Source organism: Caloramator sp. mosi_1 (assembly GCF_028622835.1).
Taxonomy (GTDB): Bacteria; Bacillota; Clostridia; order Clostridiales; family Caloramatoraceae; genus Thermobrachium.
On record NZ_CP117677.1, the window covers coordinates 1117501 to 1131657 of the forward strand.

The following is a 14157-nucleotide window of genomic DNA, read 5'->3' on the forward strand; positions in this document are numbered from 1 at the left end:
GCCGGCTACCCATCGTCGCCTTGGTGAGCCGTTACCTCACCAACTAGCTAATGGGCCGCGGGCCCATCCTTGAGCGGAATTAACCTTTGGCTAAGACGCCATGCAGCATCTTAGCGTTATGCGGTATTAGCAGGCCTTTCGACCTGTTATCCCCCTCTCAAGGGCAGGTTACCCACGTGTTACTCACCCGTCCGCCGTTGAGGTTCAAGAAGCAAGCTCCTATCCCCTCCGCTCGACTTGCATGTGTTAGGCACGCCGCCAGCGTTCGTCCTGAGCCAGGATCAAACTCTTATGTTATAACCTAGCTTTTATTTGGTACGTTCGCTCTCGCTGTTCAGTTTTCAAGGACCGTTGACGCTTATTTATATTATCACGTCTTTTTATCTTGTCAACACCTTTTTATCGATGTTTTTTATTTTCTTCTGTCGCTCGCTTCAAGCGACTTTTATATAATATCACTCAGCCTTTATTATATCTAATGTATTAAACCCAATTAATATGAATTACCACATAATATCTTTAGATTTTTTGTTTTTTCTCTTTTTATTTGCTATGACACACCTAGTTCCGTTGAAGAACTTTTTATTATATGCTGTTTAAAATAATATATAGCAACTTTTCTTCAAACCTTAAAATACCCATTACTTAATTTTTATAAGTAATGGGTATTTTAAATGTAAAATCAATTTCTTATTTTAAAATTATATTAAGTATTTTATTCATAACACCTATTGAGTTTAGGAATATTATTACAACTAATATTGGAGATATATATCTTACTAATGTAAAGAATATAGCAAGTACTGCATTGTTACTTATTCTTCCTCCATTGCTTAATTCATTTACTATATCGTTTCTATCAATAAAATATCCAATAAATAAAGTGATGAATAATCCACCAAGTGGTAGTAGTATATTACTTGATATAAAGTCAAATAAATCAAAAAGTTCTTTCCAAAGGCCTTAACTTCAGCTATTGCATTTCCACCTGCTATTGATGCTGTCGCTAAGAATCCAAATGCAAGTATTATTACTCCTGTTAGTAAAACTGCCTTTTTCTATCCATCTTCTTTTCTTCTGATAGATATGCAACAGGAACTTCTACCAACGAAATCATTGCAGTTGTAGCTGCAAAGGAAGTTAATAAAAAGAATAATGTCAATAACACTCTACCTAGTGGCATCTTTGAAAATACTAAAGGTATTGTCATAAACAGAAGTCCTGGTCCTGCTGTTGGTTTCATTTGAAAACTAAATACAGCTGGAAATATAGCTAATCCTGCAAGTAGTGATACTAAAAGGTCTGAAAACGCAACTTTAACTGCAGTTTGTGGCATATCATTATCTTGTGTAAAGTAACTACCATAGGTAATCATAGTTCCCATACCTATTGAAAGTTTAAAGAAGGCTAATCCTAAAGCTATTAATATACTTGCTTGTGTAACCTTAGAAAAATCAACTTTAAATAGGAATTTTACACCTTCAAATGAGTTTGATAATGTTAATGCTCTAATATCCATTATAATAATCAATATAAATAAAATTGGCATTAAAGTTTTAGTTACCTTTTCTATACCATTTTTAACTCCCATTATTAAAATTGTTGAAACAACAACAATAACAATTACTTGCCATAAATATGCCATACCGTAGTTTGATATTGTTGAAGTAAACAACTCTTCTGCTTTTTCTGGAGTTACTCCATTGAAGGTACCTATCAAACTTTTAAATACGTATGAATAAACCCATCCTGCAACTCCACTATAAAAAACATAATTAAAAAGATGATAAAACACCCATAAGTCCTATAAATTTAAAATTACTTTTATTTAATTTTGAAAATGCCCCTACAGCATTTGATCTTGTTTTTCTTCCTATATAGAATTCACTTATCATTATAGGTATACCAACAAGCAGTATACACAATATGTAGATGAATAAAAATCCACCTCCACCATTCATACCTGTAATATATGGGAATCTCCATATATTACCCAAACCTACTGTTGATCCTAATGTTGCAAAGAAAACTGCAAGTCCCGATGAAAACGTCTCTCTTTTTTGTTCTGCATAAAAATCCCCCTTTAATAATTTAAATTGTTAAACTTTTGTTATAAAACAAGGCACCCAACATATTTTGGGTGCTTTGTTTATTGTTTATAATTTTATAAAAATGCAAGTTTAAGTCAATTAAATTTTATTTACAAATTCTTTGAAGATTCGACCTCTTTCTTCAAAGTTTTTAAACATATCAAAACTAGCACACGCTGGTGATAGAGTTATTATGTCTCCTTTTTCTGCTGCACTATATGCCTTTAATACTGCATCTTCTAAGCTATCTGCAATTATTATTGGCAATTCTATATTTCTTTCACCCATAACCTTTAAAAATGCATTTTTATCTTATCCTTTGTCTTCCCCAGTAACACTAAACATTTTATATGCTCTATACCTTCTTCTGCCAATGGCTCAAAGGGTATATTTTTGTCATACCCACCCGCGATTAATATAACCTTTTGTTTAAAGGATTTTAAACCTGCTATCGTTCTTGCTGGACTTGATGCAATTGAATCATTATAGAACTTTATTCCATTTACTTCTCTTACAAACTCTATTCTATGTTCTACTCCAGAAAAATTCATTGCAATGTATCTCATAGTATCTATAGAAACAAAATCATATACTGCTGCAAAGGCAGCAAGTAAATTTTCTATATTATGCATACCAGGTAGCTTTACTTCATCGATATTACAAACTATATTACCATTTACTATTAATTTATCATCTTCTAAGCACGAAAAAGCCTTATCTTTTCTTGAAAATAACCTAACATTTTTATCTGTTTCTTCGGATATTTTTCTTGTTATATCATTATCCTTATTTAAAACAACAATACCCTCTTCATTTTGATTTAAGAATATATTTTTCTTTGCATCTATATACTCCTGCATATCCTTATGAATATCTAAATGATTAGGAGTAATATTAGTTATAATAGATACTCTTGGAGAGTATTTTGCATCAATGAGTTGGAAACTTGATAATTCAAGTACTACAAAATCATCTTCTTTTATCTCTTCTACCCTATGAAATAAGGGATTTCCTATATTTCCGCCTAAAAATACATTGTATCCTTGCTTTTTAACATTTCATATACAAGAGTTGTTGTAGTTGTTTTTCCATCGCTACCTGTAATGCCTATTACTTTTCCTTTACAATACTTTAGAAATTCCCCATCTCTGATGTTACATAAGCACCTCTATCAATAGCTTCTTTTATATATGGATTTGTTGGCATTAAAGATGGTGTTCTAAATATTATATCTGCATCTTTTATTCCTTCTAAATATTTTTCACCTAAATAAAGTTCTACACTCTTATTTTTAAGCTCTTCTTCATATTCTCCTAAACTTGTCTTTTTATCACAAACAACTACATCTGCACCTAAATCTAACATCATTTGAATAAGAGGTGTATTACTTACTCCTGCTCCGACTATAGCTACTCTTTTTTAAATACAAAATTTTTAAATTCATCAAATGAATGTACCAATTAAAACGCCTCCCTAAAAATTACTCTTGATATACTTCTTTAAATTTTTAAGATCTTCAATGTAAACATCATATAAGGCTCTATTATATATTATACTAGCAGGATGATATAATGGATATACAAATCTTCCATTATAATCTATTAATTTTCCGTGTAAATCTCCAATTCTTACATTTCCTAACAACGCCTTCAAAGGAGTATTTCCTAAAGTTACAATTATTTTTGGTGATACTATTTCAATTTCCTTTAGTAAAGTATCTAAGGATAACTCTATTTCTTTTTATTTGGAGCTCTATTTACTTTTCTTCCTGTTTTTTCGTTTATTTTAAATGGCCTTATCTTAACAACATTTGTAATAAATAAATCCTCCCTATTTATCTCTAATATATCTATAAATTCATCTAAATTTTTCCCAGCTTGACCAACAAAAGGTTTGCCTTGTTCTTCTTCAAATCTTCCAGGTGCCTCTCCTATTAGCATAATTTGTGCATTTATATTTCCATCTCCATAAACTATCTTTATATCTTCTCCATAGGCTTCTTTTATTTTATTTTCATATTCATTATAAATAGTTTTTAAATCCATACTTTCACTCCTTATTATGTATTTAATATAATATCTAAAATTAGAAAAAATATAGTATTAAAAGCACAATAAAAATTATATCACATTGTAATAATTTAATTGATTATAAATTATTACAAACTAAAAAATAGGTGGAAAACCACCTATTACATTATCTCAGGTAAATTATCAAGGTTATTTCTACTATCTCCATCAGGTAAACTTCTTAAAAACTTTTCTCCTGTTTTTGATACACCAACTGTAACACCTTCTATCTGTCCTTGTTCTGCAAGCTTTATACCTTCACCCTTGGAAATTATTTGTCCCGTACTTAATCTATAAGAAATTATTTCTCCATTTTTATCGTGCTTTACTCCAGTAATTCTCATTTAAACCCCTCCTTTTTAGTTATTGTTTCACTTAAGGAAGAGTTTCATACATTGCCTTTATCTTTTTAAATCCTCCCAAGCCAGTTTCTTTTTATTTTCATCTCTTAATAGAGCTGCTGGATGAAAGGTTGCTAAAATATAAAAATTACCCTTTTTATACCATATCCCTCTATCCTTTGTTATCTTTATTTTTTCATCTATAACATACTTTGCCGCTGTAGAACCTAAACAAACAATTATTTTAGGTTTTACTATTGCAACCTGTTTTCTTAAATAAACTATACAAGTCTTTGCTTCATCTTCAAAGGGAACTCTATTATTAGGCGGTCTACACTTTACTATATTTGCAATATAAACCTCTTCTCTTTTAATATTTACTGCCTCAAGCATCTTATCTAAAAGCTTTCCTGCCTTTCCTACAAAAGGCCTACCTGTATTATCTTCTTCTTCACCCGGTCCTTCACCTATAAGCATAAGCTTTGCATTTATATCTCCCTCACCAAACACAACATTTTTTCTGTTTTGAGATAGTCTACATCTTTCACAATTATTAACATATACTTTTAATTCTTCTATACAACTCATATAATCTACCCCTATTTATTGTTATAGAACGTATTAATGTATTATATAACAGAATATATAATACATTAATATATTTATTACTTAAATTTTTTATTATTTTTAATTAAATATGTTGCACTTTAAATATAAATGTGTTATATTTATATTGTATTAAATAGCGAAAAGACCCTTTCATATAACATATCCCCATGATTAAACCCTATTAACTGACCCTAGCCAGGAGACCCCTGGCTCTTTTTTACATATTTTTAGAACCCCATTCACAAAGTGCCTTTAAAACTGGCATCAACCCTTTTCCTTTTTCAGTTAAAGAATACTCTACCTTTGGTGGAATCTGATAATATTCCTTTCTATTTATTAGACCATCCGCCTCTAACTCTTTTAGTTGATTGCTTAATGTTTTGTGTGTTATTCCATTTAGAAGTCTTTTTAATTCACCATATCTTAATACCTCATTGTTGGAAAGATGCCATAATATTACTGTCTTCCATTTACCACCTATTATACTTAACGTATATTCAACAGGACAATTGTATTTTTTATCTCCTTGCATTTTCTTTACTCTCCTTTTTGATAGTATATTACTTTAAAGTGCATACTTTATTTTTAAATTATATGCTTTATAATTTAAGTATAATATGTTCGAACATAGATGTAAATAATAATATAAAAATATACGTAAATTATGGAGGTAAAAAATGAACGAAACTTTAAAGGTAATAAAATCAAGAAGAACAACCAGAAAATTTAAATCTGAACAAATAAAGAATGAAGAACTTCAATCAATAATTGAAGCAGGTTTATATGCTCCAAGTGCCCATAATCAACAATCTTGGAATTTTACTGTTATTCAAAATAAAGAAATTATACAAGAATTAAATAGAGAATCTAAAGAAGCTGCAAAGGGATTTAATGATGAGGTAATTCAAAAATGGCTAACAACGAGAAACTGGATGTATTTTATGGAGCTCCTACACTAATAATAGTATCTGGAATGAATAGTGCTATGATGCCCCAAGTAGATTGTGCTGCAGCTACTGAAAATATGTTAATTGCTGCTGAATCATTAAATATAGGTTCCTGCTGGAATGGATTTATATCCTTCTTATTTAATAGTCCTAAAGCTGAAGAATATAAAAACAAATTAAATATACCAGAAGGATTTACTCCATACTATGCTGTTGCACTTGGATATAAAGATACTAAAGCAATAAATGCACCAGCAAGACGTGAAGGAACTGTACAATATATAAAATAAGTTTGTTTTAAAAAATATAAAAAATTAGCCGCTTGAAGGATTACTTTGACATTTCTTCAAGCGGCTCTTTAATTTAAATACATTGTATATCTTTTCAAAAACTAAAGCTATGATTTGATATTAACAGAGCAATAAAAAGCAAATCTTTAAGCGGCCTACTCTCCCACACCGTACAATGCAGTACCATCGGCCCTGCGGAGCTTAACCGACCTGTCTCGGAATGCGTACGGGTCCTCCAACGATTTTTTCTATGGCAATAAAAAAGCAAATCTTTAAGCGACCTACTCTCCCACACCGTACAGTGCAGTACCATCGGCCCTGCGGAGCTTAACCGACCTGTCTCGGAATGCGTACGGGTCCTCCAACGATTTTTTCTTGGCAATAAAAAAACAAATCTGGCAACGACCTACTCTCCCACACCGTACAGTGCAGTACCATCGGCCCTGCGGAGCTTAACCGACCTGGCTCGGAATGTGTACGGGTCCTCCAACGATTTTTTCTATGGCAATAAAAAAGCAAATCTGGCAACGACCTACTCTCCCACACCGTACAGTGCAGTACCATCGGCCCTGCGGAGCTTAACCTTCGTGTTCGGAATGGGAACGGGTGTTTCCTCCGCGGCATTGTCACCAGATTTGCTTTATTCTTTTATGGTGGAGATGAGGAGATTCGAACTCCTGACCCCCTGCTTGCAAGGCAGGTGCTCTCCCAACTGAGCTACACCCCCATATTATGTTGGTGGGCCTTCAGGGACTCGAACCCCGGACCGACCGGTTATGAGCCGGTTGCTCTAGCCAGCTGAGCTAAAGGCCCTTAACTATCCGGCAACGACCTACTCTCCCACACCGTACAGTGCAGTACCATCGGCCCTGCGGAGCTTAACCTTCGTGTTCGGAATGGGAACGGGTGTTTCCTCCGCGGCATTGTCACCGGATTAGTTCTTTCAAAACTGCACAGCCTATATGATCAAGCCCTCGACCTATTAGTACCAGTCAGCTAAACGCCTCACGACGCTTACACCTCTGGCCTATCAACCTGATGTTCTTTCAGGGGTCTTACTAGCTTAACGCTATGGGAAATCTCATCTTGAGGTGGGCTTCGCGCTTAGATGCCTTCAGCGCTTATCCCTTCCGAACTTGGCTACCCAGCTGTGCCACTGGCGTGACAACTGGTGCACCAGAGGTTCGTCCATCCCGGTCCTCTCGTATTAAGGACAGCTCCTCTCAAATTTCCTACGCCCGCGACGGATAGGGACCGAACTGTCTCACGACGTTCTGAACCCAGCTCGCGTGCCGCTTTAATGGGCGAACAGCCCAACCCTTGGGACCTACTTCAGCCCCAGGATGCGACGAGCCGACATCGAGGTGCCAAACCTCCCCGTCGATGTGGACTCTTGGGGAGATCAGCCTGTTATCCCCGAGGTAGCTTTTATCCGTTGAGCGATGGCCCTTCCACTCGGTACCACCGGATCACTAAGCCCGACTTTCGTCACTGCTCGACTTGTCAGTCTCACAGTTAGGCTCCCTTCTGCCTTTGCACTCTACGCGCGATTTCCAACCGCACTGAGGGAACCTTTGGGCGCCTCCGTTACTCTTTAGGAGGCGACCGCCCCAGTCAAACTGCCCGCCTAACAATGTCCCGTGACCAGATTCATGGCCTCCGGTTAGAGCTTCAGTATCATCAGGGTGGTATCCCAACGTCGGCTCCATAGCGCCTAGCGACGCTACTTCTCTGCCTCCCACCTATCCTGTACAGACAATACCGAAACTCAATGCTAAGCTGCAGTAAAGCTCTACGGGGTCTTTCCGTCCAATCGCGGGTAACAAGCATCTTCACTTGTACTACAATTTCGCCGGGTCCCTTGTTGAGACAGCGCCCAGGTCGTTACGCCATTCGTGCGGGTCGGAACTTACCCGACAAGGAATTTCGCTACCTTAGGACCGTTATAGTTACGGCCGCCGTTTACTGGGGCTTCGGTTCAAAGCTTCGCTTGCGCTAACCTTTCCCCTTAACCTTCCAGCACCGGGCAGGCGTCAGCCCCTATACATCGTCTTTCGACTTAGCAGAGACCTGTGTTTTTGCTAAACAGTCGCCTGGGCCTATTCTCTGCGGCCTACCTTGCGGTAGGCACCCCTTCTCCCGAAGTTACGGGGTCAATTTGCCGAGTTCCTTAACAAGGGTTCTCCCGCTCGCCTTAGGATTCTCTCCTCACCTACCTGTGTCGGTTTGCGGTACGGGCACCAGCATCCTCGATAGAGGCTTTTCTCGGCAGTGTGAAATCAGCTGCTTCGTCTTACGACTCCCCATCAACACTCAGCTTATCCTCCCGGATTTGCCTGGGAGGCACGCCTTGTGCCTTGGACACACATATCCATCAGTGTGCTCAGCCTATCCTCCTGCGTCACCCCATCTCTCAAACGGCTACTGGTGGTATCGGAATATCAACCGATTGTCCATCACCTACGCCTTTCGGCCTCGGCTTAGGTCCCGACTAACCCTCAGCGGACGAGCCTTCCTGAGGAAACCTTAGGTTTTCGGCGAATAGGATTCTCACCTATTTCTCGCTACTTATGCCAGCATTCTCACTTCTTAGCAGTCCACCAGTCCTTCCGGTCTGACTTCTACCCGCTAAGAAAGCTCCCCTACCACCCGTTAGGGTCCATAGCTTCGGTGGTATGTTTGAGCCCCGGACATCTTCGGCGCAGGACCTCTCGACCAGTGAGCTATTACGCACTCTTTAAATGAATGGCTGCTTCTAAGCCAACATCCTGGTTGTCTTGGAAATCCCACATCCTTTTCCACTTAACATACACTTTGGGACCTTAGCTGATGGTCTGGGCTGTTTCCCTTTGACCACGGATCTTATCACTCGTAGTCTGACTCCCGGGCATCAAGATCATGGCATTCGGAGTTTGATAAGGTTCGGTAACCTAGACGGCCCCTAGCCCATTCAGTGCTCTACCTCCACGTCTCTAACCCGAGGCTAGCCCTAAAGCTATTTCGGGGAGAACCAGCTATCTCCGAGTTCGATTGGAATTTCTCCGCTATCCACAGCTCATCCCATGGTTTTTCAACACCAACGTGGTTCGGGCCTCCAGTGAGTTTTACCTCACCTTCACCCTGTCCATGGATAGGTCACCCGGTTTCGGGTCTACGGCATGCAACTTTTCGCCCTTTTCAGACTCGGTTTCCCTACGGCTTCACACCTTAAGTGCTTAACCTCGCTACATACCGTAACTCGCTGGCTCGTTCTACAAAAGCACGCCGTCAGGCCTTAACGCCCTCCGACTGCTTGTAGGCACACGGTTTCAGGTTCTATTTCACTCCCCTCCCGGGGTTCTTTTCACCTTTCCCTCACGGTACTATACGCTATCGGTCACCAGGTAGTATTTAGCCTTGGGAGGTGGTCCTCCCTGCTTCCCACAGGGTTTCACGTGTCCCGTGGTACTCTGGATCAGGTCTAGCTTAAATTCTCTTTCGCCTACAGGGCTATTACCTTCTGTGGCCGGCCTTTCCAGGCCTCTTCGACTAGAGATTTTAAACCGTTATGACCTGTCCGCAACCCCAGAGTTTCCTCTGGTTTGGGCTCTTCCCTTTCGCTCGCCGCTACTTAGGGAATCGATTATTCTTTCTCTTCCTCCGGGTACTTAGATGTTTCAGTTCCCCGGGTGTGCCCTCCTTAACCTATGGATTCAGTTAAGGATACCTAGTGTTTACTAGGTGGGTTCCCCCATTCGGACATCTGCGGATCACAGCCTGTTTGCGGCTACCCGCAGCTTTTCGCAGCTTACCACGTCCTTCTTCGGCTCCTGGTGCCAAGGCATCCACCATGCGCCCTTTGTAGCTTGATCTTACAAAGAACTTGTTACCTTTGGCTGTGCAGTTTTCAAAGAACTTAGAACCTTAACGGTTCTTCAAAACTAAACAGCGAGAGCTATTTCCTCTTAGAAAGGAGGTGATCCAGCCGCAGGTTCTCCTACGGCTACCTTGTTACGACTTCACCCCAATCACCAGCCCCACCTTCGACAGCTGCCTCCCTTGCGGGTTAGCCCACTGGCTTCGGGTGTTGCCGGCTCTCATGGTGTGACGGGCGGTGTGTACAAGGCCCGGGAACGTATTCACCGCGGCATGCTGATCCGCGATTACTAGCAACTCCAGCTTCATGTAGGCGAGTTGCAGCCTACAATCCGAACTGGGACCGGTTTTTGAGATTAGCTCCCCTCGCGGGTTTGCAACTCATTGTACCGGCCATTGTAGCACGTGTGTAGCCCAGAGCATAAGGGGCATGATGATTTGACGTCATCCCCACCTTCCTCCTGGTTAACCCAGGCAGTCCCTCTAGAGTGCCCAACCGAATTGCTGGCAACTAAAGGCAAGGGTTGCGCTCGTTGCGGGACTTAACCCAACATCTCACGACACGAGCTGACGACAACCATGCACCACCTGTCTCACCGTTCCCCGAAGGGCACCCCCGTGTTTCCACAGGGTTCGGTGGATGTCAAGCCCTGGTAAGGTTCTTCGCGTTGCTTCGAATTAAACCACATGCTCCGCTGCTTGTGCGGGCCCCCGTCAATTCCTTTGAGTTTTAATCTTGCGACCGTACTCCCCAGGCGGGGTACTTAATGCGTTAGCTGCGGCACAGAGGGCTTCGCCCCTACACCTAGTACCCATCGTTTACAGCGTGGACTACCAGGGTATCTAATCCTGTTTGCTCCCCACGCTTTCGTGCCTCAGCGTCAGTTACAGTCCAGAAAGCCGCCTTCGCCACTGGTGTTCCTCCCAATCTCTACGCATTTCACCGCTACACTGGGAATTCCGCTTTCCTCTCCTGCACTCTAGCTCTCCAGTTTGGAGTGCAGTTCCTGGGTTGAGCCCAGGGATTTCACACCCCACTTAAAGAGCCGCCTACGCACCCTTTACGCCCAGTAATTCCGGACAACGCTTGCCACCTACGTATTACCGCGGCTGCTGGCACGTAGTTAGCCGTGGCTTCCTCCTCCCTTACCGTCATTATCGTCAGGGAAGACAGAGCTTTACAACCCGAAGGCCTTCATCGCTCACGCGGCGTCGCTGCGTCAGGGTTTCCCCATTGCGCAATATTCCCCACTGCTGCCTCCCGTAGGAGTCTGGGCCGTGTCTCAGTCCCAGTGTGGCCGACCACCCTCTCAGGCCGGCTACCCATCGTCGCCTTGGTGAGCCGTTACCTCACCAACTAGCTAATGGGCCGCGGGCCCATCCTTGAGCGGAATTAACCTTTGGCTAAGACGCCATGCAGCATCTTAGCGTTATGCGGTATTAGCAGGCCTTTCGACCTGTTATCCCCCTCTCAAGGGCAGGTTACCCACGTGTTACTCACCCGTCCGCCGTTGAGGTTCAAGAAGCAAGCTCCTATCCCCTCCGCTCGACTTGCATGTGTTAGGCACGCCGCCAGCGTTCGTCCTGAGCCAGGATCAAACTCTTATGTTATAACCTAGCTTTTATTTGGTACGTTCGCTCTCGCTGTTCAGTTTTCAAGGACCGTTGACGCTTATTTATATTATCACGTCTTTTTTATCTTGTCAACACCTTTTTATCGGTGTTTTTTATTTTCTTCTGTCGCTCGCTTCAAGCGACTTTTATATATTATCACGTAATGAATGTATTTAATATATCATTATACGTTATTAACTTAAAATATACACTATAATCTTAAAAATTCTATATATATCTCTTGTTTTCATATAGTGACACTCTAGGTAATGTTGTATGTAAACAAACTACCACAACTTATAAAAGTATCACTTCATAGTCAAGATTACCCAAGCTCAAAGGGCTTACATCCTAAGTTTTATCATTCATACAACCTGTTTTCCTTGATACTAATGATATTACTAAGGAAGGATTTTTATCAAGCGACATTCATCACCCACTTATAGAAGTGGGCGATGAATGTCGCTGATTAGGTTAAATATTTAATAATACGTTATTTTATTATGTTGTCTTCACTATAATCTATACCTATGGATAGATATCATAACAACATAACTTACCCCAACAAAAATGCTATAATATAAAAAACTACTTCACATTTTTAAGTGAAGTAGTTTTTCCTTTTAAAATCCTATCTCTTCTAAAAACTCACCTACTAACCTATCATATTCCTCTCTATTATTCCAATACGCTTCAGCGTGTCCAGCATTAGGTGCCAAATATATTTTTTAATTCCCTTCTTTTTAGAATTATACATATCTACACTCATCTTATATGGAACATAATCGTCATCTTTTCCGTGAATGAAAAATATAGGTGTTTCAACATTTTCAATAGCTCTAATTGGAGATACTTCCCTAAAAATATTCCTGCTCTTATTTTTGTTATCAAGCTTGCTGAATAGTACAATGGAAAGGGATGTAGGTGAAAATCTTTTCTCATTCTATGTTTTAGGATATCAGACATACTTGAATATGGACAGTCTGCAATGTAAAATGAAATTCTATCGTCTATTCCTGAATTTAATAATACTGTTGCAGCTCCCATCGATTCCCCCATTATTCCAACTTTACCACCATATCCTAATTTTTGAAACAACCAATCTGAAACGGTCTTTAAATCATACTTTTCATAATGACCAAAGGTTGTATTTTTGCCTCCACTTAATCCGTGATTTCTATGATCATATATTAATACACTAATTCCTCTGTTAAGAAACAAGTCTATGTATTTAACAGAACCATACAGTGTGTATGTTATTCCGTGGCATATAATAACGGCTTTCTTTGAATTTGGAACTTCAAAATATAAGGCATTTAATTCATATCCATAAGGAGATTTTATACTAATAGTCTCTTTTTTAGGTTATTGAATTTTTCCTCAACTATTCTTCCCTTTTCTACTTCTATCTTATATGTTTCTTCATATTTGAAACACTTAGGATGTATTACTTGTTCTGAAAAGTAAATACCTCCTATTAATATTATTAATACAATCCCCCAACTAAAACTTCTGCTACCATTATTAAATCCCCTTTAAATATTACTCAATCTTAATTATATTTTATCATTAAAGTTAATTATACCAAATATTTATATAAATTTATTTATCCACAACCTTCATAGGTTTTAATTTTATTTATGTATTAATACTAATTTTGCTGTTAATAACTTTAAGTTTAATAAAATAAAAAAGCAGGCATTTGCCTACTTTCATTATTTTAAATTTAACCGACCTGTCTCGGAATGCGTACGGGTCCTCCAACGATTTTTTCTTGGCAATAAAAAAACAAATCTTTAAGCGGCCTACTCTCCCACACCGTACAGTGCAGTACCATCGGCCCTGCGGAGCTTAACCGACCTGGCTCGGAATGCGTACGGGTCCTCCAACGATTTTTTCTATGGCAATAAAAAAGCAAATCTGGCAACGACCTACTCTCCCACACCGAATTGGTGCAGTACCATCGGCCCTGCGGAGCTTAACCTTCGTGTTCGGAATGGGAACGGGTGTTTCCTCCGCGGCATTGTCACCAGATTTGCTTTATTCTTTTATGGTGGAGATGAGGAGATTCGAACTCCTGACCCCCTGCTTGCAAGGCAGGTGCTCTCCCAACTGAGCTACACCCCCATATTATGTTGGTGGGCCTTCAGGGACTCGAACCCCGGACCGACCGGTTATGAGCCGGTTGCTCTAGCCAGCTGAGCTAAAGGCCCTTAACTATCCGGCAACGACCTACTCTCCCACACCGTACAGTGCAGTACCATCGGCCCTGCGGAGCTTAACCTTCGTGTTCGGAATGGGAACGGGTGTTTCCTCCGCGGCATTGTCACCGGATTAGTTCT

Annotated in this window: 5 protein-coding genes, 4 tRNA genes, 7 rRNA genes and 5 pseudogenes (1 of these 21 only partly in view); 1 reads left to right on the plus strand and 20 read right to left on the minus strand. The window is 40.0% G+C overall.

The genetic code is table 11. From position 1 onward, the window contains the following. The 8 genes and pseudogenes from PL321_RS08045 to PL321_RS08085 form a co-directional block, all read right to left on the minus strand. Positions 1 to 297 (minus strand): 16S ribosomal RNA (locus PL321_RS08045); it reaches 1221 nt to the left of the window's first position. A gap of 393 nt (positions 298 to 690) precedes the next feature. Next, a pseudogene (locus PL321_RS08055) lies at positions 691 to 2063 on the minus strand (sodium-dependent transporter); the annotation flags it as partial. A 126-nt stretch (positions 2064 to 2189) separates the two neighbouring features. Further along, positions 2190 to 3550 (minus strand): annotated as a pseudogene (gene murD, locus PL321_RS08060) (UDP-N-acetylmuramoyl-L-alanine--D-glutamate ligase). A gap of 13 nt (positions 3551 to 3563) precedes the next feature. Further along, positions 3564 to 3824, minus strand: a complete 261-nt coding sequence (locus PL321_RS08065; RefSeq protein ID WP_337961128.1) for a uracil-DNA glycosylase family protein — start codon at positions 3822 to 3824, stop codon at positions 3564 to 3566. Next, a complete protein-coding gene (locus PL321_RS08070; RefSeq protein ID WP_273964137.1) occupies positions 3821 to 4135 on the minus strand; it encodes a uracil-DNA glycosylase family protein in 315 nt (104 codons plus the stop codon). Before PL321_RS08070 ends, PL321_RS08065 begins: the two co-directional genes overlap by 4 nt. Before the next feature lie 146 nt (positions 4136 to 4281). Beyond that, positions 4282 to 4503: a DUF3892 domain-containing protein gene (locus PL321_RS08075; protein WP_273964138.1), complete on the minus strand. Its 222-nt coding sequence runs from the start codon at positions 4501 to 4503 to the stop codon at positions 4282 to 4284. Positions 4504 to 4560: 57 nt separating this feature from the next. Continuing rightward, positions 4561 to 5088 carry a uracil-DNA glycosylase gene (locus PL321_RS08080; RefSeq protein WP_273964139.1) on the minus strand — a complete coding sequence of 176 codons (528 nt, stop codon included), beginning with the start codon at positions 5086 to 5088 and terminating at the stop codon, positions 4561 to 4563. 238 nt (positions 5089 to 5326) lie between these two features. Beyond that, positions 5327 to 5641, minus strand: coding sequence for a winged helix-turn-helix transcriptional regulator (locus PL321_RS08085; RefSeq protein WP_273964140.1), 315 nt, complete (start codon positions 5639 to 5641; stop codon positions 5327 to 5329). A 145-nt stretch (positions 5642 to 5786) separates the two neighbouring features. Here PL321_RS08085 and PL321_RS08090 point away from each other — a divergent pair. Continuing rightward, positions 5787 to 6346: pseudogene (locus PL321_RS08090) on the plus strand (nitroreductase family protein). Positions 6347 to 6865: 519 nt separating this feature from the next. On the opposite strand, the gene rrf (PL321_RS08095) reads toward PL321_RS08090, so the two are convergent. The 12 genes and pseudogenes from rrf (PL321_RS08095) to rrf (PL321_RS08145) form a co-directional block, all read right to left on the minus strand. Beyond that, positions 6866 to 6980: ribosomal RNA gene (gene rrf, locus PL321_RS08095) — 5S ribosomal RNA — on the minus strand. Between the two features lie 17 nt (positions 6981 to 6997). Continuing rightward, positions 6998 to 7073: transfer RNA gene (locus PL321_RS08100), tRNA-Ala, on the minus strand. A gap of 9 nt (positions 7074 to 7082) precedes the next feature. After that, a tRNA-Ile gene (locus PL321_RS08105) sits at positions 7083 to 7159 on the minus strand. A gap of 6 nt (positions 7160 to 7165) precedes the next feature. Then, positions 7166 to 7280: ribosomal RNA gene (gene rrf, locus PL321_RS08110) — 5S ribosomal RNA — on the minus strand. 28 nt (positions 7281 to 7308) lie between these two features. Beyond that, a 23S ribosomal RNA gene (locus tag PL321_RS08115) occupies positions 7309 to 10197 on the minus strand. 97 nt (positions 10198 to 10294) lie between these two features. After that, positions 10295 to 11812 (minus strand): 16S ribosomal RNA (locus tag PL321_RS08120). 778 nt (positions 11813 to 12590) lie between these two features. Further along, positions 12591 to 12725, minus strand: a pseudogene (locus PL321_RS21205) (alpha/beta hydrolase family protein); the annotation flags it as partial. Positions 12726 to 12832: 107 nt separating this feature from the next. Continuing rightward, a pseudogene (locus PL321_RS21210) lies at positions 12833 to 13165 on the minus strand (alpha/beta hydrolase); the annotation flags it as partial. A 568-nt stretch (positions 13166 to 13733) separates the two neighbouring features. Further along, positions 13734 to 13849, minus strand: a 5S ribosomal RNA gene (gene rrf / locus PL321_RS08130). Between the two features lie 17 nt (positions 13850 to 13866). After that, positions 13867 to 13942, minus strand: a tRNA-Ala gene (locus tag PL321_RS08135). A gap of 9 nt (positions 13943 to 13951) precedes the next feature. Continuing rightward, a tRNA-Ile gene (locus tag PL321_RS08140) sits at positions 13952 to 14028 on the minus strand. A 6-nt stretch (positions 14029 to 14034) separates the two neighbouring features. Continuing rightward, positions 14035 to 14149: ribosomal RNA gene (gene rrf / locus PL321_RS08145) — 5S ribosomal RNA — on the minus strand. Together the 16S, 23S and 5S rRNA genes with 4 tRNA genes alongside form the textbook arrangement of a ribosomal RNA operon. Positions 14150 to 14157: the final 8 nt, after the last annotated feature.